Source organism: Massiliimalia massiliensis (assembly GCF_900155615.1).
Lineage (GTDB): Bacteria > Bacillota > Clostridia > Oscillospirales > Ruminococcaceae > Massiliimalia > Massiliimalia massiliensis.
In genome coordinates this window covers 23,044-47,140 of sequence record NZ_FUHT01000003.1, presented here as the reverse complement: position 1 = coordinate 47,140, position 24,097 = coordinate 23,044, and the positions used below count along the sequence as shown (strand labels likewise).

Annotated in this window: 23 protein-coding genes; 10 read left to right on the top strand and 13 right to left on the bottom strand. The window is 49.1% G+C overall.

The annotated features are described in order from the left end of the window. Positions 1 to 253 precede the first annotated feature (253 nt). The 4 genes from CZ360_RS04180 to CZ360_RS04165 all read left to right on the top strand — a co-directional run bounded on the left by CZ360_RS04180 (position 254) and on the right by CZ360_RS04165 (position 4,835). Positions 254 to 1,618 (top strand): hemolysin family protein, encoded by a 1,365-nt coding sequence (locus CZ360_RS04180; RefSeq protein ID WP_407656939.1) that lies wholly within the window; start codon positions 254 to 256, stop codon positions 1,616 to 1,618. Between the two features lie 372 nt (positions 1,619 to 1,990). After that, positions 1,991 to 2,704 (top strand): ABC transporter ATP-binding protein, encoded by a 714-nt coding sequence (locus CZ360_RS04175; RefSeq protein WP_077532966.1) that lies wholly within the window; start codon positions 1,991 to 1,993, stop codon positions 2,702 to 2,704. After that, on the top strand, positions 2,697 to 4,313 hold the full coding sequence (locus tag CZ360_RS04170; protein WP_077532965.1) for a hypothetical protein: 1,617 nt from the start codon (positions 2,697 to 2,699) through the stop codon (positions 4,311 to 4,313). Before CZ360_RS04175 ends, CZ360_RS04170 begins: the two co-directional genes overlap by 8 nt. Before the next feature lie 51 nt (positions 4,314 to 4,364). Then, the gene (locus CZ360_RS04165) at positions 4,365 to 4,835 is read left to right on the top strand and encodes a low molecular weight protein-tyrosine-phosphatase (RefSeq protein WP_077532964.1); all 471 of its coding nucleotides are present in this window, start codon (positions 4,365 to 4,367) and stop codon (positions 4,833 to 4,835) included. Between the two features lie 21 nt (positions 4,836 to 4,856). Here the strand turns inward: CZ360_RS04165 and CZ360_RS04160 are convergent, their stop codons facing one another. The 3 genes from CZ360_RS04160 to CZ360_RS04150 form a co-directional block, all read right to left on the bottom strand. Then, positions 4,857 to 5,684, bottom strand: coding sequence for a sugar phosphate isomerase/epimerase family protein (locus tag CZ360_RS04160; RefSeq protein WP_143530147.1), 828 nt, complete (start codon positions 5,682 to 5,684; stop codon positions 4,857 to 4,859). Between the two features lie 81 nt (positions 5,685 to 5,765). Beyond that, entirely contained in the window at positions 5,766 to 6,212 is a 447-nt protein-coding gene (locus CZ360_RS04155; RefSeq protein ID WP_077532963.1) for a hypothetical protein, read from the bottom strand. Beyond that, positions 6,202 to 7,167 carry a DNA adenine methylase gene (locus tag CZ360_RS04150; RefSeq protein WP_077533739.1) on the bottom strand — a complete coding sequence of 322 codons (966 nt, stop codon included), beginning with the start codon at positions 7,165 to 7,167 and terminating at the stop codon, positions 6,202 to 6,204. The genes CZ360_RS04155 and CZ360_RS04150 overlap by 11 nt, the downstream gene beginning before the upstream one ends. Before the next feature lie 262 nt (positions 7,168 to 7,429). On the opposite strand from CZ360_RS04150, the gene CZ360_RS04145 reads away from it, so the two are divergent. From CZ360_RS04145 to CZ360_RS04130, 4 genes are all read left to right on the top strand, one after another. Further along, positions 7,430 to 8,107 (top strand): YoaK family protein, encoded by a 678-nt coding sequence (locus tag CZ360_RS04145; RefSeq protein ID WP_077532962.1) that lies wholly within the window; start codon positions 7,430 to 7,432, stop codon positions 8,105 to 8,107. 119 nt (positions 8,108 to 8,226) lie between these two features. After that, positions 8,227 to 9,351: an ROK family transcriptional regulator gene (locus CZ360_RS04140; protein ID WP_159438102.1), complete on the top strand. Its 1,125-nt coding sequence runs from the start codon at positions 8,227 to 8,229 to the stop codon at positions 9,349 to 9,351. 150 nt (positions 9,352 to 9,501) lie between these two features. After that, entirely contained in the window at positions 9,502 to 10,548 is a 1,047-nt protein-coding gene (locus CZ360_RS04135; protein ID WP_143530146.1) for an NAD(P)-dependent alcohol dehydrogenase, read from the top strand. A gap of 161 nt (positions 10,549 to 10,709) precedes the next feature. Continuing rightward, on the top strand, positions 10,710 to 13,730 hold the full coding sequence (locus CZ360_RS04130) for an alpha-mannosidase (RefSeq protein WP_077532960.1): 3,021 nt from the start codon (positions 10,710 to 10,712) through the stop codon (positions 13,728 to 13,730). A gap of 67 nt (positions 13,731 to 13,797) precedes the next feature. Here CZ360_RS04130 and CZ360_RS04125 read toward each other — a convergent pair whose 3' ends face one another. From CZ360_RS04125 to CZ360_RS04085, 9 genes are all read right to left on the bottom strand, one after another. Further along, positions 13,798 to 14,142 (bottom strand): phenylpyruvate tautomerase MIF-related protein, encoded by a 345-nt coding sequence (locus CZ360_RS04125; RefSeq protein ID WP_077532959.1) that lies wholly within the window; start codon positions 14,140 to 14,142, stop codon positions 13,798 to 13,800. Between the two features lie 19 nt (positions 14,143 to 14,161). Beyond that, positions 14,162 to 14,515, bottom strand: a complete 354-nt coding sequence (locus CZ360_RS04120; RefSeq protein ID WP_077532958.1) for an arsenate reductase family protein — start codon at positions 14,513 to 14,515, stop codon at positions 14,162 to 14,164. Positions 14,516 to 14,558: 43 nt separating this feature from the next. Next, complete coding sequence (locus CZ360_RS04115; protein WP_077532957.1) at positions 14,559 to 14,726, bottom strand: EGFR-like transmembrane domain-containing protein; 168 nt, start codon at positions 14,724 to 14,726, stop codon at positions 14,559 to 14,561. A gap of 33 nt (positions 14,727 to 14,759) precedes the next feature. Continuing rightward, entirely contained in the window at positions 14,760 to 16,775 is a 2,016-nt protein-coding gene (gene feoB / locus CZ360_RS04110; RefSeq protein ID WP_077532956.1) for a ferrous iron transport protein B, read from the bottom strand. Between the two features lie 151 nt (positions 16,776 to 16,926). Next, positions 16,927 to 17,160 carry a FeoA family protein gene (locus tag CZ360_RS04105; RefSeq protein WP_077532955.1) on the bottom strand — a complete coding sequence of 78 codons (234 nt, stop codon included), beginning with the start codon at positions 17,158 to 17,160 and terminating at the stop codon, positions 16,927 to 16,929. Between the two features lie 201 nt (positions 17,161 to 17,361). Beyond that, complete coding sequence (locus tag CZ360_RS04100) at positions 17,362 to 18,537, bottom strand: phosphopentomutase (RefSeq protein ID WP_077532954.1); 1,176 nt, start codon at positions 18,535 to 18,537, stop codon at positions 17,362 to 17,364. 18 nt (positions 18,538 to 18,555) lie between these two features. After that, positions 18,556 to 18,948 (bottom strand): zinc ribbon domain-containing protein, encoded by a 393-nt coding sequence (locus CZ360_RS04095; protein WP_077532953.1) that lies wholly within the window; start codon positions 18,946 to 18,948, stop codon positions 18,556 to 18,558. 97 nt (positions 18,949 to 19,045) lie between these two features. Further along, the gene (hydF, locus tag CZ360_RS04090) at positions 19,046 to 20,290 is read right to left on the bottom strand and encodes a [FeFe] hydrogenase H-cluster maturation GTPase HydF (RefSeq protein ID WP_077532952.1); all 1,245 of its coding nucleotides are present in this window, start codon (positions 20,288 to 20,290) and stop codon (positions 19,046 to 19,048) included. A gap of 81 nt (positions 20,291 to 20,371) precedes the next feature. Continuing rightward, on the bottom strand, positions 20,372 to 21,145 hold the full coding sequence (locus CZ360_RS04085) for a polysaccharide deacetylase family protein (protein WP_077532951.1): 774 nt from the start codon (positions 21,143 to 21,145) through the stop codon (positions 20,372 to 20,374). Positions 21,146 to 21,408: 263 nt separating this feature from the next. Between CZ360_RS04085 and CZ360_RS04080 the strand changes: the two genes are divergently transcribed. Next, positions 21,409 to 21,849: a PH domain-containing protein gene (locus CZ360_RS04080; protein ID WP_077532950.1), complete on the top strand. Its 441-nt coding sequence runs from the start codon at positions 21,409 to 21,411 to the stop codon at positions 21,847 to 21,849. A gap of 37 nt (positions 21,850 to 21,886) precedes the next feature. Continuing rightward, complete coding sequence (locus CZ360_RS04075; RefSeq protein WP_077532949.1) at positions 21,887 to 23,347, top strand: PH domain-containing protein; 1,461 nt, start codon at positions 21,887 to 21,889, stop codon at positions 23,345 to 23,347. A 37-nt stretch (positions 23,348 to 23,384) separates the two neighbouring features. On the opposite strand, the gene CZ360_RS04070 is transcribed toward CZ360_RS04075, so the two are convergent. Further along, positions 23,385 to 24,065, bottom strand: a complete 681-nt coding sequence (locus tag CZ360_RS04070; RefSeq protein WP_229407985.1) for an HD domain-containing protein — start codon at positions 24,063 to 24,065, stop codon at positions 23,385 to 23,387. Between the last annotated feature and the right edge of the window lie 32 nt (positions 24,066 to 24,097).

Below are 24,097 nucleotides of genomic sequence, written 5' to 3'. Positions count from 1 at the left end.
TTGACTGAATCCCAAAAATCTCTTATACTATTTTTCATGAAAGGATGTGAGATCGTAGTGGATGCCCCTTCTGGCCCTGACGCAGAGCCTCCTAATCGAAGAAGCACAATAATCGGCTTTTATCATCCCGCTAAAGGTTTTTTCATACACATAGCAGAGGACAATGTTGTATTGTCTTTATTGTTATGTGTTTTTTTATTACTTTAAACGCAATATATGAAAGGTAGTTATCAACAACTGTGACAATTAAAATTTGGAGGTTATTATTTTGTCGGAAAGTCCGTTATTTTGGTTGCTTTTGCTCCAACTCATATTTATATGCCTAAATGCAATTTTTGCCTGTGCTGAAATTGCCGTTATTACGATGAATGACAACAAGCTTGCAAAACTTGCTGCCGCCGGAGACAAGCGCGCCCTGCGCCTTGCTAAATTAACCGAGCAGCCCGCAGGCTTCCTGGCAACCATTCAGGTTGGTATTACGCTGGTCAATTTGTTAAGCAGCGCCGTCGCTACAGAAAGCTTCTCAGACCGGCTGGTTGACTGGTTTGTCGGCATAGGCGTTACTATTCCCGTCTCCATCGTCAACGTGCTGTCAGTCGCTCTCATTACAATTGTACTGACCTATTTTACCGTACTGCTGGGCGAACTGATTCCAAAGCGGCTCGCTATGAAAAAAGCAGAGCAGATCGCGCTTGGCATGTCCGGCTTGATCTATGCAGTTTCCAGAATCTTCACACCTGCCGTCTGGCTTTTCACTGTGTCTACCAACGGCCTTCTAAGACTGCTGGGTGTTGATCCCAACAGCGAGGATGAAGAAAATGCGGAAGAAGAAATCCGCATGCTGCTGGATGCCGGCAGACAGAAAGGTACCATTCAGTCAGAGGAGCGGGATATGATTCAAAACATATTCGAGTTTGATGATACCTATGCCGGAGAAATTATGACTCACCGCACAGAGGTTACCCTTTTATGGCTTGACGAATCCGATGAACAATGGGAAAATGCCATAAATGAGAGCAGACATTCTGTTTATCCGATCTGCTCGGATAGTACGGATGATATTGTCGGGGTTTTATACACCAAGGATTACCTCAGGCTGAAAAACAAGGCGCGTGGCGAGGTGATGAAAAGCGCTGTAAGGCCTGCCTGGTTTATCCCAGAATCCGTTCGGGCCGATGTGCTGTTCCGCAACATGAAAAAATCTAGAAACCACTTTGCGGTTGTTGTCGATGAATACGGTGGCATGAGCGGGATTATCACCATGAATGATTTGCTGGAGGAATTAGTAGGAGATCTTGAAGACGATGTTTCCATTCCTGCGGTGTCACCGCCCATTGAGCGGATTGATTCCAAAACCTGGAAGATACAGGGAACCGCACCCCTGGACGAAGTGTCTGAGCAGCTTGGCGTGCTTCTCCCTGATGAGGAATACGACACTTTTGGCGGTCTGGTTTTTGGTCTGTTGGGAACTATCCCAAATGACGGCAGCACTCCAGAACTGAGTGAATATGGTCTGACAATCAAGGTACAGGAAATTAAAGAACGCAGACTGGAAAGCGCTGTGGTAAGTTTATCAGAAACGCAGTCCGCAAGCAAAGCCGGCGGTGAAATAGAATAGACTCTAAGTACAACAGTTGATTTTCAAACGCCTCCAGCCAGTGAGAAAGCCGCAGGATTATCTCTGCGGCTTTTAAAATATGAAATGTGTGTAAAAATTGCGTTTTCCCTCTTGTCCGACACAGGCAGATCAATTATAATAGTGCTAGATAGCGTAAAGAGCGAATCGATGGTCAATACAAAACGCGGTGCCGGCTTTCAGGCAAACCTCTCTTTGATTGAAAAAGCACACCTTTTCGTTCACGATATTTTTAAGTAATACACCCTTTTTTGGGGTGCTTTTTTATGCCTTTTTGATGGAACGGAAAGGTGTAACAGAACATTCAAGCCACTCTTCGCATTGTATGAACCAACCGAAAGGAAAGGAACAAAAATGGAACTGCAGCTAAAAGGAATTAAAAAATCGTTTGGAAGGAAAGAGGTCTTAAGGGACTGTTCTTTTGCCTTTGAAAAGGGTAAAATTTACGGCCTGCTCGGTCGGAACGGGGCCGGAAAAACCACCTTGTTCAACTGCCTGACAGATGAAACTCAGCCGGACAGCGGATCGGCCTCCATTCTTCCGGAAAACGGCTCACCCTACGAGCTGACTCCGGATCAGATTGGCTATGTTTTTTCAACGCCGGTACTGCCGGATTTTTTGACCGGATATGAATTCATCAAATTTTATATGGATATCAACGAGGGGCATATTGATGCAGGAAAAACCATTGACGATTATTTCGATATCGTGAAAATCCAACCGGAGGATCGGCATCGCTTGATTAAGGGATACTCCCATGGGATGAAAAACAAGATCCAGATGCTTTGTTTTATTATCTCACGCCCGCCGGTTATCCTGCTGGATGAGCCGCTCACCTCGTTTGACGTTGTCGTCGCATTGGAAATCAAGCAGCTTTTGCGCGAGATCAAGCACGACCATATCATTATATTCTCCACCCATATTCTCCAGCTTGCCACCGACCTCTGCGACGAGATTGTCGTGCTGAGCGAGGGACATCTGCAGCAGGTTGACCATGCTATGCTGCAGAGCAAGGACTTTGAGACACAGATTATTGAACTGCTGAAAGATGAGGGCGCCGATGATTAATACGTTAAAACAAATTGCCAATATGAAAGCCTCCCTCTGGGTGAATGCTTTTATCTTCTATTTTAAACGTCTATGGCTGATCGGGAAGTGTATGCCGGATTCCTTTTATTCGGACTATTCCCTGAAAAAAGCCTTGTCCTGGATTGCTGTGGTAATCCGGCAGATCATTGATTTTTTTGGCAAGCCGCTTTATCTGCTTTTCTTTGCAGGGCTGCCGCTAATGCTGTTCGCAGAATCTCAGCCGGGGCTAAAGGGGCGGGAATTTGCCGTCATGGTACACATCCTGTTTTTTCTCAGCTGCATCATCGGCGCATTCGGGGACAGCAATATCTTTTCCGTAACAAGGGATAAGGTTACCTTTATCAAATACATGCATATGAATGCCGGGAATTATATCCATGCTTCCTTTGCATTCAAATATGTCCCCTTCTTTGTTTATTATCTTCCCAGCCTGATTGCCGCCGCCCTGCTGCTTGGTGCTTCTGTGCTCGATGGTTTGCTGCTTTGGCTGCTGCTTCTCAGCTTCCGTATGTTAGGAGAAGCCTTCCAGCTTTTCTATTTTGACCGGACAGGAAAGGTGCTCAGCCGGAATATGCTTTTTAATTGGCTGATTATTATTGCAGGCGTTGCCGGAGCATACCTGCTCCCCGCAATGGGAATGCAGATTTCAGGCGTTCTGCTGCATCCCGCCTTTCTGATTGTCTCTGTCATCCTAGGCGGACTGGGCTTTTATTATATTGCTATTGGATATAAACAGTATGAGGAAAAAATCCCGCATTCCCTTGACCTGAATTTTCTTCTCTCTTCCCTTCTGAAGGTATCCTCCGGCGCAACCTTCAAGGACGTAGAGATCAAAGAAACAGATGCAAAGCTTTCTGAAGCAAACCAGTCGCAGTTTCAGCATCTGAAGGGGTATGCTTACTTTAACGCCCTTTTCTTCGCGCGCCACCGCAGGCAGCTGATCCGGCCTGTTATTTACCGGCTTTTACTGGCTGTCATCCTGTTCATCGCGGCCGCCGTATTCTTTTGGTTTAACCCGGAACGCGCCGAGGAGATTAGTCAAAATCTCACTGCCATACTCCCGGCATTTGTCTTTATCATGTATTTTATGACCGTTGCCGACAAGGCCAGCCGCGCTATGTTTTTTAACTGTGACAAGGATATGCTCCACTATGCTTATTACCGAAACCCAAACATGATACTGCAAAATTTTAAAGCGCGGCTGTTCCGGGTGTCTCTCTACGACCTCGCTATCGCCGCGGTTGTCTGCCTTGCGGCTATTGGGTTCTGCCTGATCTGCGGTACGAATATTTTTACAGTAGATATGCTGCTTTTCTGTCTTTCTATTCTGCTGCTTTCGATTCTGTTTACCACCCATCATCTCTGTCTGTACTATATTTTCCAGCCATATTCCGAAAGCCTGCAGATCAAGAACCCCTTCTTTACTGTGATCAATACCGCCATTTACATGCTCTGCTTCCTGTGCCTTCAGATCAATGTCGGTGGATTTGCCTTTACGATGACCGTCCTTGGCTTTACCGTTGTCTACATTGCGGCGGCACTGATTTTGGTCTATCGCCGTGCCCCGAGGTCCTTCCGGGTGAAATAGCAAATACTGCCGGATTTCAATTTTAAACAGGAAAGGGGTTATACTGATACTATGGTGAAGCTACTATTTATCTGTCACGGCAACATCTGCCGTTCTCCAATGGCGGAGTTTGTGATGAAAGAGCTGGTCAGGCAAAAGGGACTCGACGGCTTTTTTGAAATTGCATCCGCCGCAACCAGCAGGGAGGAAATCGGAAATGACATCCATTACGGTACCCGCCAGAAGCTTTTAGCTGAGAAAATCCCATTTCAAAAACGGCATGCGGTTCAGCTCACGAAAAAAGATTACAGCAGTTATCATCTTCTCATTGGGATGGATCGCTACAACCTGCGGAATATTGCCAGGATCATCGGCAGAGACCCGGAGCAGAAGGTTCATCTTCTGCTGGAATTTTCCGGCCAGAACCGAGACATTGCCGACCCCTGGTACAGCGGAAATTTTGACCAGACCTATGAGGACATCCTTTCAGGATGCACCGCGCTGCTGCAGAAGCTCATCAAAGAAAACCGCCTTCCCGGTTAACCGGGAAGGCGGTTTTTGTTTTTACCGGCAGGTTTCCCATACCTGGTGCAGGTGTGCAACCGCCGTTTTATATTCTTCATAAGTATCCAGATGCTCTACCAGAACCGGCATTTCCCTTCCCAGGGAATCCGCAAGCTTCAGCACCTTCCGGTAATTAATCGAGCCTGTGCCCGGCAGCACCTCGCGGATCGAACAGGGAAGCTGCGTTTCCGCAATAATATCCTTGGCATGGATTGACTTGATATAAGGCCCCAGCTTTTGGAAGCATTCCCTGATAAAGTCATCGCTGTTGAAATATTTGTCCAGGCCGTTGATCATATTAGTATAATCCATATGTACTGCAAACGCGGGGCGGTCAATATCCCGGATCAGCTTCAAATAATTGTCCGGCGAATCCGGATACATCCAGGGCATCGGTTCAATGGTATAAAAGGTATGCTTCGGGTTCACAGCATCGATGATCTGCCGAACAGTATCAACCGACAGCGCATAGGTGTCCTCGGTCAAATTTTCAGCATAGCATCCGTCCCAAACCTCTCCTGCCGCGCCCATAATATTAACGCAGCAGCTTGCGCCCAGCTCCTCCGCAAGCTCTAGCTGGCGAACCGCCTTTTCCACAGCCGCCTTCCGTTCTGTCAAATTGGGCGAAATGGGATTATTCCAGACGCCGACCTCCGCGATCAGGATATCATGCTCCTTCGCAGCCTCCCGATAAGCGCGGCGTTCCTCAGCAGACGCCGTATCGTCAATCGGGCTGGAAATTGCCTGGCAGTTTAAATCCCGCGCCTGCGCAATCCATTCTTCGGGATCTTTGGGATTCAGGCCCAGGTTTGCTCCTAATCTGATCATATGATTCCCTCTTTCTCACTCCCGCCGCAGCAGGTTTTTTCTCTGGTTTCATCTTATTCCATTCTGTCCCTGCTGTCAATCCTAATCCAGGCATTCCCGGTTTAATTTTCGGAACCACGCCTGAAATATCTCTCTTGTACAGTTGCAGCTCTCCTCTTTTTTGATCCCGTCACGGTCAAGCTCAATCACCCGGATCACCTTGATTTTATCCTCATGCAGTGTCCCTGCTTTTGCATAGTTCACCAGCACAAGGATCGCGCCCATGGCCTGCGCGGCCTGCCATAACGAGATAAATTTCCGTTTGTTCCTAAACCAGTACCGGTTGGGATGGCTAGTATAGGGCGTAGCGTTCGGCTGTTCCTCATCACAATTGAGATATTCAAATAGGATATAGCCGTACACCGGATGGTACTGCAAACGGTCAAAATTAATTGCCGCCGTCACATCGCCGTCCAGCATTTCCTTTGCAAACTGAAAACCACTCTCGTCATCGTGCTCCAGCTCTTTGCTTTTATTTTCATCTGCCACTGTTCATCCCTCCCATAGGATAATTCACGATCAGAACCTCTTCTGACGAATTTGAGGATTTATCCTTGGTGTGGTAGTTTGCATTGCCATAGTGGTAATCAAGCGGCACGACACAATATTGGGGATTGCAGTCCAGCCATTCCAAAAGAATCGGGTTTTCTTTTCCCTTGCTCCGCAGCACATTGGAGAGAGCAAACCGGATTTTCCGTCTATCCGCTTCGTCCAAAAACGCCAAAAGCTCCCGTTCCGCCGTCTCGTTCCATCCCCCCTGCTCGTTATAGGTGGCACAGGTGATCAGATAGGGCGGATCGGCATAGAGAAAGCTGCCGGAATCCAACCGATCCAGCGGGAACTCCCGGAAATCGCAGCAGGTAAATTCGTCCTCCCTTGTTTGCAGAGCGTCGATAAAGCGGCTGAGCTTGTCTCTCATCCGAAGATTAAAGTCCCGTTTTCCTACAGGCAGGTTGTATTCACCAGAACGGTTAAAGCGGATTTGGTTGTTAAACGCATAAACGATCAGCACATAGAGCAGGATGTCATAATATGCGCTGTCCTGATCTCTCTGGTTATAGTCGGCGCGAAGCTTTAAAAACCGTTCCCGGTTATAGGAGCCAAGCCCGGCCGAGCTGTTGCAGTGGTAGTAATCGTATCCGTATTCCGCCGAACGGGAAAGCCCGTAGCGGTCAATCGCCTCTTCGATCCAGGAGAAAATCTTTGTCTTTTCCACCTGACGGAATGTCCGGTAAAGCCGCATCAGGACAGGGTCAATATCATTAAACACAGTTTTTCGGCACGGAACATTGATCCCTACATTTCCTCCGCCGCAAAAAAGATCCACAAACAAATTCATTTCTTTTGGAAAAAGGGGAAGTATCTGCGGAAGAAGACGGTATTTTCCGCCGGTATAATTAAGCGGAGACTGGATCAGCTTCCGTTCCTCTGTCACTCTGCCCATATTTTCCCCCATTTCCCTGAAAATTGGATTTCTGTCCAAGAGCATACGTCACATTTGCTCCCTTATCGAGACGTTTCCTGCAATGCCGTAAGGCCTAAAGGAGTCTGTTCTGAGATCCGTTTAACGTTATTATAACATGTCAGTATCTCCGCATCAACGAAAGTTTCGGCTGTTTGCCAAACATTCCTGTCAGTTTGACAGTTGTTTTTCCGCTCTCCGTTTGTTAAAATGGGATGGTAATAAAATGGAAAGGAATCTGATCATGAAGCCGAAACCCAGTCCTCCCCGCCTATTTCCACTCCATGAATCGCTCAGGATAGGTATCTGCCTTGCCATTGTCGGCGGAATTTTAGACGCGCACACCTATCTCTTCCGGGGCGGAGTATTTGCCAACGCCCAAACCGGAAATATGGTCCTGTTTGGCATCTCCGTCGCGGAACAGGAGTGGCTGCGCGCCTTCTATTATCTGATTCCGATTGGAGCGTTCTTTCTGGGAGTTGCCGTCACAGAGCTGCTGAAGCGGAAGATATCTGAGCAGGCGTTTTTAAACTGGCGCCACACCATTCTGCTGATTGAAGCGGTTTTGCTCTGCGTGATGGGATTCTGCCCACAGTCCTTTCCAAATGCAATTGTCAATGTGGCCGTTTCCTTTATCTGTTCCCTTCAGGTCAATGCGTTCCGGACATTAAAGGGGAATGCCTACGCTACTACTATGTGCACCGGAAACCTCCGGTCTGCGGCCGAGCAGCTCTGCCGGTACTGGTTCGACCATGACCACAAGGCGCTTTCGCACGCCCTGCACTATTTTGTGATTATCTTTTTTTTCTGCTGCGGCGCGGCAATCGGCGCATTCCTTACCGAGTTCCTGTCCGGCGGCACGCTTTGGGTCTGCTCCGGAATGCTGTTTTTCACCCTGCTGATGTTGATAACAGATGAATGACAGAGAAGAAAACCAAATCTCAGCCTGTAAAAAGTTCCGAAAAAGCCTTGCGCTTTTTCGGAACTTTTGTTACACTCAGTTTAATAACTACTTTTATAAAAGAAACAGGAGATTCTACTGTGAAAGCAGAAGAAAAACGGCATAAACCGTTAAAACAACAAAATAAAATTAAAATTTTCCGCTATATTTGCCAACACCCGGAGGCCACAAAACAATCCCTTACCTACCACCTGAATATGAGTATGCCCACCGTTCTGCAAAATATCAAGGAGCTGGCAGAGGCAGGGCTGGTGGAAGAACAGGGAGTACTTGCCTCTACAGGGGGCAGGCGTGCGAAAACAATCTCTGTTGTCCGGGACGCGCGCTATGCACTGGGTGCGGACATCACCGCAAATCATATCAGCCTTGTCCTATTGGATCTGAGCGGTTCCATTACCGCACAGACACGAATCGCCAAGCCATATGCAGACGAGACGGAATACTACCAGTTTTTCGGCACGCTTGTTTCCTCTTTTATCGCAGACCATCAGGTTCCTGCGGAAAAGCTTTTGGGAATTGGGGTTTCTCTGCCGGGAAACATTGATGTTGACCATGATCTGATTACCCAGTCCCACGTACTGCATGTTTATCAGATAAACCTCCAAAAGTTCCGTCAGTTTTTGCCCTGCGACGCCATCTTCTGCAATGACGCAAACGCTGCGGGTCTCGCAGAGCTCAATCATATTGAGGATACGGCCGTTCTGCTCTCCCTGGGCTATACCGTTGGAGGGGCTATTTTCGTTCACCGCCAGCTCTATTTTGGAGAGCTATACAAAGGCGGCGAGTTCGGCCACATGATCCTAATTCCCGACGGAAAAACCTGCTACTGCGGCAAAAACGGATGTGTGGATGCCTACTGCTCTTCAAAGGTGCTCTCCGACTTGGCGGAGGGCAGCCTTCCCCTGTTTTTCGAGCGGCTTGAACAGCAGGAGGAAGCCTGCACAGAAGCCTGGGACGCCTATCTGAGGTATTTGGCCATCGCTGTGACAAACCTCCGGTCTGCCTTTGACTGTCCGATTATTCTAGGCGGAGATGTCGGAGGCTATCTCGAGTCCTACCTTCCCCGTTTAAAGCGTCTGGCTGCCCGGTATAACACCTTTGATCCCAATTCGGACTATCTCAGCCTCTGCCATTCCCCAAAGGAGTCCTTTGCACTCGGCGCCGGGCTCCAATTCATTGAGGCTTTTTACGACACGGTAATCTAAGCCTTTGTGGATAACTGTCAGAATGTAATCTACTGTCTTGTGACTTCATACAAAACACCTTTTTTCTATTGACAAAAAGGTGTTGCAGAACTATAATATAGATACTTTAATAAAACGTTTAACAAAAGTGTGAACAGGGAGGTTTTTGCTGTGAGCGAAAAAATGAAAGTTGCCGTCATGACCGGAATCGGCAAGATGGCCTTTGAAGAACGGGATATCCCGCAGCCGGCGGATAATGAAGTATTGGTGAAATTGGAGTATGTCGGAATCTGTGGTTCTGACCTGCATTATTTTGAGACCGGACGGATCAGCGATTTTATCGTAGAACCGCCGTTTGTCCTGGGCCATGAACCAGGCGGTACCGTCGTTAAGGTGGGAAAGGCTGTAACACATCTGAAGGAGGGCGACCGGGTCGCGCTGGAGCCGGGCAAAACCTGCGGCCACTGCGAATTTTGCAGAAAAGGGCTGTATAATCTCTGCCCGGATGTTATCTTCTTTGCAACCCCGCCGGTAGACGGCGTATTCCAGGAATATGTCGCGCATGAGGCGGATCTCTGCTTCAAGCTGCCGGATAACGTCAGTACCATGGAGGGCGCTTTGATCGAACCGCTGGCAGTCGGCTTCCACGCCGCGCAGCAGGGCGGCGCGCATGCCGGCCAGACCGCTGTTGTCACAGGCTCCGGCTGCATCGGACTGGTTACCATGATGGCGCTCAAAGCGATGGGCGTTTCCAAGGTGTATGTCGTGGACATCATGCAGAAACGTTTGGATAAAGCGTTGGAATTGGGAGCTACCGGTGTCATCAACGCGAAAGAAGAAGACCCGGTTGAAGCGATTATGAGATTGACCGACGGCAAGGGCTGTGATTTGGGAATTGAAACCGCCGGTACGGAAATTACCACAAAGCAGCTCATGAGGGCCGCGAAAAAGGGTTCCACGATTGTGTTGGTTGGATACAGCGCTTCCGGCGACCTGACCCTGCCAATGGGTATGGCGCTCGACAAGGAGCTCTCCTTCAAAACTGTGTTCCGTTACCGCCATATCTATCCGATGGCAATTGACGCAGTTGCTGCCGGCAAGGTAAACCTGAAGGGAATTGTAACCGACCTCTATAACCTGGACGATATCCAGGAGGCCATGGATCACTGCATCAATAATAAAGCCGATGTTGTAAAGGGCGTCATTAAAATTTGCTAAAAATACATAGCTTGTAACCCAGGAGTCATATAGCAGCCGCTATATGACTCCTGGGTTTGTTTTCAGTAAAATATTATGAGAAATTAAATGATATTCCCCTAGTAATTTCTCATTTCTTTCTGTATAATGAGATTATCAATACAATGATTAGGAGGAATTCTATGCCATTTGATTTCCATCATAAAGAACGTCTTGCCAAACATATTTCCCAGCTTGCTGAGCTGCGGTACCGCCCCTTAATTTCCCTGGATTCCTTTACAGCTTACGAGGATGACGGGACAGTCGGCGCCCGTTGTCCTGATCCGACGGCTGCGCCTTTTCAGATGCAGCTTGGCGACCACTGGAAGGGATGGGACAAATATCTCTGGCTTTGTACCGAATTTACTGTTCCTTCCCCCGGTATTGGGAAGGAAGCAGTCGGCATTTTCAATTTTGGAATTACCGGCGGCGGGAATACCAGCCATTTTGAAAGCCTGCTATATGTCAACGGCGAGCCTTATCAGGGCGTTGATTCCAATCACATGGAAGTCTTTTTCCCGCCCGAACTGACAAAAGAGCCGATCAATCTGCAGTTCCGTCTCTGGAGCGGATTAAACGGCGGCGGCCCGCATACTGTCATTGAGCATCAATTAAAGCAGGCCGATATTGTGCAGCTGGATCACCATACGGACGAGCTCTATTTTATGTCCCGGAGTATTCTGGAGACCATCGATCTGCTGGATTCGAACGACCCCAACCAGTCCTGGCTTTTCAATGTCCTGCTGCATGCGTTTAGGCTAATCGATTTTTCCTACCCGCGTTCGGAGGAATTCTACGCCTCCTGTAAGGAAGCCAACCGCTACCTCAATCGGATTCTTCAGGGACAGAACAAGCCGGACGTTTCCGTTTCCCTTATCGGACATACTCATATTGACGTGGCCTGGCTCTGGAGATACCGGCACACCCGCGAAAAATGCGCCCGTTCCTTCTCCACAGTCAACCGGCTGATGAAGCAGTATCCGGATTATCAATTTTTGCAGTCCCAGGCACAGGTGTATGATTTTATCCGACAGGATTATCCGGAAATCTACGCGCAGATTAAAAAGCTTGTCAAGGAAAACCGATGGGAACCAAGCGGCTCGATGTGGGTGGAATGCGACTGCAACCTTTCCGGCGGCGAGTCCATTGTCCGCCAGATTCTTTACGGGAAGCGCTTCTTCGAAAAGGAATTCGGCTATGAAAATGATTTCCTCTGGCTTCCTGACGTATTCGGATATTCCTGGGCGCTGCCTCAGATTTTAAAGAAATCCGGCGTCAATACCTTTGTAACTACCAAAATCAGCTGGAATGATACAAACAAGCTCCCATATGATACCTTCCTATGGCGCGGGATTGACGGAACGGAAGTAACAACCCACTTTATTACAGCGCCGGAAGATTCCGACAACTGGTACTATACCTATAACGGGAAAACCGATCCGTTTACCGTCAAGGGCGTGTGGGACGCCTACTCGAACAAGGATCTGAATACCGATATGCTGATCGCCTATGGCTATGGAGACGGCGGCGGCGGGGTGAACCGCGATATGCTGGAAACAATGCGTTGCGTCGCCAAAATACCGGGACTTCCGCATGTAAAATCAGAACATGTCCGCGATTATCTCAAGCGTCTTAACCGTACCCTGGCAGAAAATCCGCGTGAAGGTTACCTGCCTGTTTGGGATGGGGAGCTCTATCTTGAATTCCACCGCGGAACCTATACCTCACAGGCATATAACAAAAAGACCAACCGCAGGCTTGAGTTCGCAATCCGCAATGCCGAACTTCTTTCTGTTCTTGGGAATAATCCTTCGGCAAAGGCGCTTTTGTGGGAGGCCTGGAAAATCATCCTGAGAAACCAGTTCCATGACGTTATCCCTGGCTCCTCCATCCACGAGGTATATGAGGACTGCCATAAAGAATACCAGGAAGCGGCGGAACTGATCGAGGCGGCTGTCCAGCAGTCAACTGCTGCCCTCCTCAAAAAAGAGGAAGATGCCGTTACCGTCTACAACACATCCTCCTGGCCGCAATCCCAGATTATTGAAAGGGACGGCAAGCAGGCACTGGTTCAGGAGCTGCCGCCGTTTACTGCTAAGGTGCTCACCAGCTCTGATTTTGTCTCTAACACACCGATGGTATCTGCCAGCGCCCATGAATGCCAGACAGCATTCTACCGGGTTTCCTGGAATAAACAGGGACAGCTTACCTCTATTTATGACAGGGAAGCCAAACGCGAGCTGCTGCAGAACGGACTTTGCGGGAACGTATTCCAGCTATTTGAAGACAAGCCGAGACAATTCGACGCATGGGAGCTGGAAGCCTCCTTTGAGGATAAAATGGACACTGTCCGCGAGCTGAAGAAGGTTACTGTAACCAAGGGCGTTTATTCTGATACAGTTCACTTTGTTTGGTCTTACAAGCATACTACAATCCGCCAGGACATGGTACTATATGCCCATACCAAACGGATCGATTTCAAAACGGAAATCGATTGGCAGGAACGGGAAAAAATCCTGAAGGTTGCTTTCCCATTGGATATCCGCGCAACCACTGCCCGGTTTGACATCCAATTCGGCAGTATTGAACGGCCGATTACCCGCAATACCAGCTGGGAAGCCGCCAAGTTTGAGGTGGTCGGGCATAAATGGGCAGACCTTTCTGAAAGCGGGTATGGCGTTGCGCTGCTTAACGACTGCAAGTACGGTTATGATGTAAAGAACAGCGTGCTCCGCCTGAGCCTGCTCAAGAGTTCCAACTATCCGGATTACGATGCTGACCGCGGGATTCAGACCGTTACCTATGCGCTTTATCCGCATGAAGAGGTCTGGTATCAATCCGGTCTGGAACAGGAAGCCTGGACGCTCAACAATCCGCTCCTTGCGTTCTCGGGAAGCTGGCAGGGCAAAAAGAATCCTGCCCTTTCTATTGATCGTGACGGCATCTGTATTGATGCAGTAAAGCCTGCCGAAGAAGGCGATGGGTGGGTTCTTCGTCTCCACGAATGCAGCGGCATGCGAGGCGATGTCCATCTCACTGCCGCCCTGCCTTATGCTCAGTGGCAGGAATGCGACCTGATGGAACAGCCTTATGGCAAAGCGTCAGACGGCCCGATCAGCTTTACAATTAAACCGTTTGAAATTAAAACATTCCTGTTAAAATAATGAGAGAAAAAGGCCGAAGACTTATAGTCTCCGGCCTTTTTCTCTTCTGTAAGCGTCAAATCTGGGGTCAAAAATTCCCACCGTTCCAGCCCCAGTCATCCCCCGGGCTGTATTTGATGTAGATGCGGGACGGCGCGATCGAAAGCTCTTCTTCGAAAATCGCCATCACTTCCTTTGTCATCTGGACATACGCTTCTTTCGTGGATTCCCGGAACAGCTTAATCTCTACAAACGCAGTGGGTGTGTCGTTGTTTCCCTGGAAATACATCCTGCACTGATCCTCAACATTGAGCATCAGCCACTCCTCACTCTTTCCCGGGATCACTGAGATTGCCTTTCCCAGTCGTTCTTTCAGGCGCTGTTCCTTTTCCGCAGAGAGCGGAATACTCATTTTTGTTTCAATATAAGGCATTTTTTCTTTCCTCTCTTTTCTATTTAATCAAATGGCTTTGCCATTCTTTTTCTTTAAATCCAACCAGGATAAAATCATCTGCAATAATCAGCGGGCGTTTTACCAGCATTCCGTTGGTGCCCAGCAGCGCAAGCTGCTCCTCCTCGGTCATTGCCGGCAGCTTTTCTTTCAGGTTCATCTCTTTATACAACATTCCGCTGGTATTAAAAAAGCGTTTCAGAGGAAGCCCGCTGCGTTGATGCCACTCAGTTAGCTCCTCCTTCGTTGGATTCTGTTCCACAATATGACGGTCCTCAAAGGGAACCTGATGGTCTAAAAGCCATTGCTTTGCTCTCTGACAGGTAGAGCACTTCGGATATTCAATAAACAGCATCGTTCATTACCAAACCTTAATTTGAAAAGGTTCCTTTCTAATATTATATATTTTCATTTTTTTCTTCACTTTGATGAGGGCACTGCCCAGCCTGCGCACATCCCGCACAGCCGGAGCATCCACCCCGTTTTCTACGGCGGCGCATCAGTATAATTACAGCCACAATCGCCGTCAAAAGCAATCCCAGCACAACCCAGTCTGCGGCGCTCATGTAATCAACCCTTTCCGCTTTACACAGCAGTGATCAATGGAACCATATACTCCCGACCTGGAAAACCAGCGTTGCGACAAGATAAGCCGCCCCGGTCTGATACAGCGCCGTAAGCAGCGCTCCTCTGAGCGAACCCAATTCCCGTTTTGTAGCGGCGAACGCGGCCACACAAGGCATATAAAGGATCGTAAACGCCAGGAAGGAGATCGCGCTCAACGGTGTAAAAATTTGCTGCAAGGAAGCGGCAAGCTGTGCATCAGTAGAAGAGCCGGTCAGAACAGACAGGGTGCTGACGACGGTTTCCTTTGCCGTGATGCCAGTAATCAGCGCGGTAGAGGCACGCCAATCGTTGAAGCCAAGCGGGATAAAGACCGGCGCAATCACCGAGCCAATGGAAGCCAGGATACTTTTGGTTGCATCGCTTACCGGATTGAGGTGCAGGTCAAAGTTCTGCAAAAACCAGATTACAATTGCCGCCAGGAAGATAATCGTAAACGCCTTGCGGATAAAATCCTTCGCCTTTTCCCACATGTGAAGCAGCACGCTCTTCCCGGACGGAATCCGGTAGGACGGAAGCTCCATGACAAAGGGCACCGGTTCCCCGCGGAACAGCGTTCCCTTAAGCAAAAGCCCGGAAAGAATTGCGACGATAATTCCCAGCACATAAAGCCCGAACATCACAAAGCCGCCATAATCCGGAAAGAATGCCATTGTAATCATTCCATAGATGGGAAGCTTTGCGCTGCAGGACATGAACGGTGTCAGTACAATTGTCATCTTTCTGTCGCGTTCACTCGACAGTGTCCGGGTAGCCATGATTGCAGGAACGCTGCATCCAAACCCAATCAGCATCGGCACAAACGAGCGTCCGGACAGCCCGATTTTCCGCAGCAGTTTATCCATGACGAATGCGACGCGCGCCATATAGCCGCTGTCCTCCAACAGAGACAGGAAGAAAAACAGCAATACAATAACCGGCAGGAAGGAAAGCACACTGCTGATGCCGACGCAGGCTCCGTCAATAATCAGCGACCGCAGCCATTCGCTTACCCCAACCTCCTGCAGCAGACCGGAAAACTGCACGGTCGCAAAGCCCAGCATATCCTTCAGCAAATCCTGAAGCGGCTGTCCGATCACACTGAAGGTCAGCCAGAATATCACCAGCATAATTGCAAAGAAGATCGGAATGCCCAGGTATTTATGAGTGAGCAGGCGGTCAATCTTCTCAGAGCGCACCTGTTCATGAGTCTCCTGATATTTTACCACGCAATCCGCGCAGATATTCTCAATATAGCTATACCGCATGTCGGCAAGTGCCGCCTCACGGTCGGTATGTAGATGCTCCTCCATCTCCTCGACAATATGCTCGATGATATGTTCTTCATTTTCATCAATCTGCAGAGCCTTCATGGTCGGAGCGTCGCCCTCTACCATCTTGGTTGCCGCAAACCGGAGCGGATAGCCGGCCGCCTTCGCCTTATCCTCGATAATATGCGCAATCGAATGGATAGCGCGATGCACCTCTCCGGTACAGAAATCCAGCTTCGCCCTCGGCGGCTGTGCAGCCATCAGTTCCTTTACCGCCAGGGTCAAATCTCCAATCCCCTCGTTCTTTCCCGCCGAAATCGGAACGATGGGGACGCCGAGCATCTGGGACAGCTTCTGAACATCAATAGAATTTCCGCTGGCCCGCACCTCGTCCATCATGTTCAGTGCAATCACCATCGGCAGGTCAAGCTCCATAAGCTGGAGCGTCAAGTAAAGGTTTCGTTCAATGTTGGTCGCATCTACAATATTGATAATGCCGGTCGGATGCTCCTTGAGAATAAAATCTCTCGTTACAACCTCCTCAGAGGTGTAGGGGGAAAGGGAATAGATTCCCGGCAGGTCAACCAGCGTGACGCCTTTCAGCCCCTTGATCTGCCCATCCTTCTTTTCCACCGTTACGCCCGGAAAGTTTCCAACATGCTGATTGCTTCCGGTCAGACGGTTAAACAGGGTGGTTTTGCCGCTGTTCTGGTTTCCGGCAAGCGCAAATAAGCCATTCATATCTATAACCATACTTTGTAAGCCAAAGCTTCCTTTCCATCCGTAAAATTGTCCAGTTCAGTTTTAATCCGGGAAAAGCATAAAATGATCTTACGCCGGATCAATTGACGGCATAGCCTTTGCCGTCAATTTTTCAAAGAAAGGGCGTTGGTCAGGCTTTTTCAACCTGAACAACCTCGATTTTTGCCGCGTCCTCCCGCCGCAGGGTCAGCACATATCCCCGAAGAAAAAGCTCAATCGGATCTCCCATCGGCGCGACCTTCCGCACGGTTACCCTGGTATTGGGCGTTAACCCCATATCCAACAAATGCCGCCTTAAAGCTCCTTCTCCGCCAATGACCGAGAGAATTGCCGCATAGCCCGGCTTAACCTGATCCAATGTCATATCTATCCCGTACAGACCGCTCTGTACCCTCCCTTTACCAAAATAACAGGTGTCCCCAGTTAGTTTTACCTCATTTATTGTACTGTTTTTGTATATCCCTGTCAACTTACAATATGCACAAAAGCAGTCTCTCCGCAATGGCTGTCCTGAAACGAAAAGAACGGCGTCTTGCGGATTAATGCAAAACACCGTTCTTTTTATCTATTGCAATGCCGGAAGCAGGCTTTCGCCAAGCCCCTCTGGAGAAATGCCGAACAGGTCGCAGACAGTTGCCGCGATCCTGCAAAACCCCTTTTTCGTGCCCAGGTTGACACCTGCCGGAATCTGATTTCCATAAATCAGAAGCGGCGTGTATTCCCGCGAATGGTCGGTGCTCGGCGTCGCGGGATCACAGCCATGATCCGCCGTAATCATCAGTACATCGCCCCTGCGCATCAATGGAAGGAAATCTCCCAGCCAACGGTCAAATTCATTCAGCGCCAGGGTATACCCTGTCACATCATTGCGATGCCCGTACATCATATCGAAATCCACGAGATTCACAAAGCATAGGCCATGGAAATCTTTCTCTGCCAACACCCTCGTCACTTCCATCCCATTGGTATTTCCGGTAGTCCGATAGGTTTCCGAGATTCCCTTTCCCGCAAAAATATCGTATATTTTCCCAACGCCAATGGTATCCAGTCCCGCTTGTCCCAGCCGGTCTAACATGGTTTCGGCAGGCGGCTTTAAGGAAAAATCGTGCCGGTTTGAAGTCCGCTTGAAGCTGCCTGGCTCCCCGATAAACGGACGGGCAATGACCCGCCCTACACCATGCTCGCCCTGAAGAATCTCCCTGGCAATTTCACAGTATTCATATTGCTGCTCAATCGGTACGATTGCTTCGTGCGCCGCGATCTGAAACACGCTGTCCGCCGACGTATAGACAATCAGGGCGCCGGTTTTCATATGCTCCTCGCCGTAATCCTCAATCACCTTAGTTCCGGAATAGGGCCGGTTACAGAGTACCGCGCGTCCTGTCCGGCGGGAAAATTCATCCAAAACCTCTTTTGGGAATCCGTTCGGATAAGTCGGCATCGGCTTCGGGGAAACAATGCCTGCAATTTCCCAATGCCCGATGGTTGTGTCCTTTCCTTTGGAGAGCTCCTCCAACCGCGCAAAGCTTCCTGCCGGGACTTCGCCCCCGGACGGAAGCGAGACGCCGTCAATTTCGGAGAGTCCCAGGCGTATCATATTGGGAACCAAAAGCTTGCCGCTGGCAGCACAGGCGGCCAGGGTATTGCTCCCTTCATCCCCATATTGCGCCGCATCCGGCATCTCCCCGATTCCGACACTGTCCAATACAATCAAAAAAATCCGTTTTGCTTTTTCCGCCACGCCGAAGCCCTCTTTCCTTTATGTTTTTTTCTCAAACTGCCGCCTGCATTTCGGACAGGTCACCCGAAGCTTTCCGCGTCCCTTAGGCAGCCGTATTTTCTGCCTGCAGTTCGGGCATCGGGTAAAGCGGTAAACCTTCCGGTCAGCCCAATGCTGTTTTGTCCTCCGGAACCACCCGGCAACCCGGCTCCACACTGCAAGAAACCTTGCGTTTTCTTCTCCGCGCTTTAAAATATTGCGCGAAAACATCCGAAATATACCATAGCCCAGAGGGAGATAGGAAATCATTGAAAGGAAGGGAACCGGAACCCACATCAGGACAAAAGATAAAAGGAAGGAAAAAATCAACAGCGCCAAAGTCAACTGGTCGGCCCCATACCGTCCCACCATAAAATTTCTCAGCCAATTCACGTGCTATTACGCCTGCCTATCATAAAATTTAGTTGTAATAAAGTATAACAGATCTTTGTGTCCAATTTATCACGCAACTTTAAAGAAATAGAACTTTTTATTCGCCGCAGGTCTGTTTCCAAGCCTCCATCGCATCTGCAAACGGTTCAATGCACCGCGGTAAAATTCCTTTCATGCAGGCAATCAGAATGCCGTAATTCACAATCGGAACGCCCTGCTCTGCACAGCAGGCAGTGCGGTAGAGCATCTCCCTGCGGTTTAGCATACAGCCGCCGCAATGTATCACCATCTTATAGTTTGACAGTTCCTTCGGGAATTCGGTGCCGCTTGAGGTTTCATACCGGATATCCCTGCCGGTGTATTCCCTCAGCCATTTCGGAATCTTGACTGTTCCGATATCCTCGCATTGGCGATGATGGGTGCAGCCCTCTGAAATCAAAACGGTATCGCCGTCCTGAAGCCGGGACACTGCTTTCGCCCCTGCGATCAGGTCGGGCAGCTCTCCTTTATACCGCGCCATCAAAATGGAAAAGGATGTCATCGGGATTTCCTGTGGCGTATCCTTTGCTACCTGGCCGAATACCTGGGAATCAGTTACTACCAGCTTCGGCGTTTTCCCGAGGCTTTGCAGCGTCTGCTTAAGCTCTGTATTCTGGCACACCACTGCAACCGCGCCGGCATCCAGGATGTCTCTTACAGCCTGCTGCTGCGGCAAAATAAGGCGGCCTTTCGGCGCGGCCTTGTCAATTGGAACAACCAACACGACCATATCGCCCGGCTCCAGCAGATCGCCCAGAAGCCTGCGTTCCTCCTCATCCGGAACCAGGGAGGCGATTTTTTCTTTCAGCTCTCTGACCCCATCCTTTGTCTTGGCGCTGACGGCAAGTACCGGAGAGTTTGTCTGTTCTGCAATTTCTTTTATCCGTTCCTGTACAGAACCACGATAGCGGTCGGCCTGATTTAAGACAATCAGATACGGAATCTGCTTTTTCTTAATCTGCTCCAGCAGTCCCGCTTCAAATGACGAAAAGCCTTCGGTAATATCACAAATCACCAGCGCAATATCCGTTTTGTTCAAAACATCGTTTGCCTTCTCCACTCTCAGCCTGCCCAATTCCCCAACATCGTCCAAGCCGGGTGTGTCAATCACGGTAACAGGCCCTAGCGGCAGCAGCTCCATTGCCTTGAAAACCGGATCAGTTGTAGTTCCTTTTACATCGGAAACAACAGCCAAATCCTGTCCGGTGATCGCATTGATGACACTGGATTTTCCTGCATTCCTCCTGCCAAAGAGCGCGATATGCACCCTTTCTCCCTTTGGCGTTTGATTCAAGCCACTCATTTTCTTTTTCCTCCTCAAAGCGTACCGTACCCCCCTTGCAGGCACGCTTTTCTTTTATTATATCAAAAAACAGGCAGAAACTCAATCTGCCTGTTTTTCTTTCGCGTGCTGACGGCCCGCGTGGTCAATTTCATATTCTTCCTGACAGATCAGCTCTCCGACTGGCACGATCTGGTAGCCTTCTTCCTGGATGTCAACAATGATATGCGGCAATGCCTGGGCCGTATACTTGGTGTCATTGTGAAACAGCAGAATTGAACCCTTTTGCAGTCCTTTCATGATTCTCCGGCGCATTTCATCTACGCTGAGTCCCTTCCAGTCCAGGCTGTCGCAATCCCATTGAATCACCTCATATCCCATCTCCCGCGCTGTGTCTACCACCAGATTATTATATGCACCGGAAGGCGGACGGAACAAGCTTGGCTTTTCTCCGGTTACTGCCTCAATTTTGGAAGAGCAGTCGTTGATCTCCTTCATAATTTCGTTCCGTTCCAGAGAGGGCATGTCGGGGTGTGTATCGGAATGGTTTCCGATTTCATGTCCCCGGTTTTTGATTTCCTTCACACTCTCCGGATATTTTTCACACCAATCCCCTACTAAAAAGAAGGTCGCCTTTACCTGGTACTGATCGAGTGTATCCAGTATCTCGGGAATATCTTCATTCCCCCAGGCACAGTTGATCCCAAAGGAGACCTTCATTTCCTCTGTCTCTACAGAATAGACCGGCAGGCTGCGGAATCCCGCGGCAACCTGCAGGGCTGTTTCCCGCACACCCAACAGACAGAAAAAGCCGATTCCAATTACCAGTACCGCCGCAAGGCACAGTCCCTTTTTTCCTATGATTCGATATCGCATGATCCTTCACCAATCCCCTATTACGCAAAAGGAATGAACCCCTGCTGCATCAGCCCAATCCTTCGCATGATTATCTCCCTGTCTTATGCTTATGCCCCAAGGGCTTGACCCATGCATAAAACGACAGGTTTCTATTTACATAAATATCCCAGAATGTTACAATAATAAAATAGATTCCAAGTTAAGAGAAAGCTGTTTGAAACAACAATTCTAATTCCATAAGAAAGGAATGCTCTCGCATTGCGAAAGCTAAGGCTGTCAAGATGAAATATGAAATGCTTCCCAAGCGGAGCCTTGTCTTTTGGGAACTGCTGTCCTGCCTGCTGTTCGGAGGACTGATTGCCCTGGCCTGGATTTTTCTTCCGGTCTCCACCTGGATTTGGTATGGCGTGCTTTGGATCCTGGGCGCTTTATTGATCCTGTCGTCCTTTTTATATCTGCCCCTTTTATATCTCAGCGTGGGTTATTGCTGCCGCGGTGGAGATATTATTGTAAAGGGCGGGGTGATTTTCTATAAAACCCGGTTTTTAAAGCGGGATAAAATATCCTTTGTCACTGTATATAACACACCGTTTACCCCATTGATCCATCTGAGTATGCTGGTGATCACCGCGCCGGGATCGCATCTGGTAATCCCATTTCTTGAGTCCAGCCGCGCCGATCAGATCGCAGATGACCTAAACCGGGAATTGGCTGAACGCTAACAGCCTGTCTGATTACTTTACTAAAGGAGGTGGAGGGATGAAAGCAATGCGTTCGCATCCAATCAATATCCTGGAAAATACTTCCCGGTTCCTCATCCTGCTGCTGCTCCCTCTGCTCCGCGCGCTGATTATCGGACGGATGGGCTTTTATGAGTGGCTCTCCGGCGCGTGGTTTGACCTTTTGATTGTCGCGCTCATCATCGCGCTCGGCGTTTACGGCTGGTACAGCTACACCTTCACCATCAACGAGGCAGGTATCCATATCTTTCGCGGCGTGATCGTTCGTCAGAGCCGCTTCCTTGCATTTGGAAATATCACTGCCATCTCCGTAGAATCGCCATGGTATTACCGTCCGATTAAGGCGGTTCGCCTGCAGGCAGATACCGACGGCGGAGAGACCTCCCAACCGGATTTTTCTATTACAGTAAAGCGCGAGCTGGCTGAAATGATCATGGAAGCCTCCAGAACGCCGCTGATCCCAAAAAGCTCGTTCTTCAAAACCTACATTCCGCGCAACCTGTATATCACCATCTTCTCACTCCTGACCTCCAACTCTCTCACCGGCGTACTCTATCTCTGGGCGGCGTTATCCCAGGCTGAAAAGGTGTTCGGGAAGCCGTTCCGAAACGAACTGCTAAATACCTTTACCCAGCTTGCGGAGCTAAACAGCTTCGGGCTGCCGCCAGTCTTTGCTATTATCGCATATATTATTCTGGGCTGCTGGCTGTTCTCCTTCCTGCGGAACATGGAACAGCACCTCCGTTTCCAAACCACCCGGTATGGCAACGCGCTTGGCATCCAATCCGGTTTATTCACTATCCGGCGTTATTCCATCTCGGTTCCCAGGATTAATTTCCTCACGCTGCGGCAATCGCTTTTTTCCAAGCTGTTTGGGATTACCAGCGTATTCATCCATTGTACCGGTTATGGGAAGAAAAAAGACGAGCTCGCCGTTCTTCTGCCCTCCGGTTTGAATCAGGAAATCAAAAGCAACCTAAATCTTCTGTTGCCGGAAATCCCCTTTGTCAAAAAACAGATTAAGCCGAAAATCCAAAACCTGTCCCGCTTTTTAATTCCGCCGCTCACCCTCTGCCTTTGTGTGCTGGCGGCAGGGCTTTTGGCGCTTTACTTCATCACCGGCTTTGACCGGCCTCTGATCTTTGTGCTGGTTATCTGTGAAATCCCATGCCTTTGGTGGCTGACCGTCAAAACCTTTGCCTATTTCCATACGGGTATCGGCGTCTCGGAAGAAGCCGTTACAATTTACTACACGCGGCTATACCAGATCATAAGCTGCTCTATTCCCAAGGACAAAATTACTAAGATCGCTTTGCAGCAAACCCTGTTTCAAATCCCGACCAAATGCTGTGACGTCCATATCTATACCTGGGCAGAAGGGACAAAACGCCAAAGGGTGCTGAATATGTATCTTCCCGAGGTGTTGGATCTACTGGCGCCGGAAGCCTTTTTCGAGCTGGAAAAAGAGAAGGAGGTATAAAACAGGAGACGTTTTAATAGAACGTCTCCTGTTTTATTTATTTTGTTATATTTTTTTCAAGCAGTTCCATTCCTCTGCGGCGGGAAGCTGTGATCTCCTCGAGCATATTTTTATAAAATGTTGCAGCAGCATTCTGCCGCTCCAGAGCAATCTCCTTGCCGCGCTCAGTATAGAATTGGGTATAAAGCGTTTCCAGCTTATACTTATACTCCCGAAAGAAGGACGGGCTTGTGTCCCCGCTTCCATCAGAAATCTCTCCGTTTTCTCTCAATACATACAGAGGCTGTCCCGTCTGCCCTTGATAACAAATCGTACGTGCAATTCCCAGCGCCCCGCAGACATCTATCTTGTCGGCATCAAACAGAATTCTTCCTTCCAGACTTTCCGGTGAATTTTCTGTCCTGAAGCGATGGGTTCTGATACAAGACGCCACGCTTTCAGCAAAGACAGAAGCAAACCCATTTCTCTTCAAAAACGCCCGCGCCTTCTCTGCCCCTACAGCAGCATGACATAACTGTGGGTTTTCAAACTGCTCCCGTCTCCCGATATCATGCAGGAGACAGGCTGCTGTTAAAACATCACAGTCAACGTGCTCTTCTTTTTCAGCAATATCCAATGCCACATACAGCACCCTGTAAATATGCTCCTGATCATGGGCGCTGTCCTCCATGCAGTCAAGCATATACTGTTCAATCCTCTGATAATCTGAAGCTGTCACAGCAATCACCTGCCATACTCAATATATCATGT

Coding starts and splice junctions, on each gene's coding strand:
- CZ360_RS04165 (WP_077532964.1), top strand. CDS start 4,365: ATGGTGAAGCTACTATTTATCTGTCACGGCAACATCTGCCGTTCTCCA.
- CZ360_RS04115 (WP_077532957.1), bottom strand. CDS start 14,726: ATGAGCGCCGCAGACTGGGTTGTGCTGGGATTGCTTTTGACGGCGATT.
- CZ360_RS04085 (WP_077532951.1), bottom strand. CDS start 21,145: ATGCGATATCGAATCATAGGAAAAAAGGGACTGTGCCTTGCGGCGGTA.
- CZ360_RS04120 (WP_077532958.1), bottom strand. CDS start 14,515: ATGCTGTTTATTGAATATCCGAAGTGCTCTACCTGTCAGAGAGCAAAG.
- CZ360_RS04125 (WP_077532959.1), bottom strand. CDS start 14,142: ATGCCTTATATTGAAACAAAAATGAGTATTCCGCTCTCTGCGGAAAAG.
- CZ360_RS04150 (WP_077533739.1), bottom strand. CDS start 7,167: ATGGGCAGAGTGACAGAGGAACGGAAGCTGATCCAGTCTCCGCTTAAT.
- CZ360_RS04175 (WP_077532966.1), top strand. CDS start 1,991: ATGGAACTGCAGCTAAAAGGAATTAAAAAATCGTTTGGAAGGAAAGAG.
- feoB (WP_077532956.1), bottom strand. CDS start 16,775: ATGAATGGCTTATTTGCGCTTGCCGGAAACCAGAACAGCGGCAAAACC.
- CZ360_RS04075 (WP_077532949.1), top strand. CDS start 21,887: ATGAAAGCAATGCGTTCGCATCCAATCAATATCCTGGAAAATACTTCC.
- CZ360_RS04145 (WP_077532962.1), top strand. CDS start 7,430: ATGAAGCCGAAACCCAGTCCTCCCCGCCTATTTCCACTCCATGAATCG.
- CZ360_RS04130 (WP_077532960.1), top strand. CDS start 10,710: ATGCCATTTGATTTCCATCATAAAGAACGTCTTGCCAAACATATTTCC.
- CZ360_RS04160 (WP_143530147.1), bottom strand. CDS start 5,684: ATGATCAGATTAGGAGCAAACCTGGGCCTGAATCCCAAAGATCCCGAA.
- CZ360_RS04080 (WP_077532950.1), top strand. CDS start 21,409: ATGAAATATGAAATGCTTCCCAAGCGGAGCCTTGTCTTTTGGGAACTG.
- CZ360_RS04105 (WP_077532955.1), bottom strand. CDS start 17,160: ATGACATTGGATCAGGTTAAGCCGGGCTATGCGGCAATTCTCTCGGTC.
- hydF (WP_077532952.1), bottom strand. CDS start 20,290: ATGAGTGGCTTGAATCAAACGCCAAAGGGAGAAAGGGTGCATATCGCG.
- CZ360_RS04170 (WP_077532965.1), top strand. CDS start 2,697: ATGATTAATACGTTAAAACAAATTGCCAATATGAAAGCCTCCCTCTGG.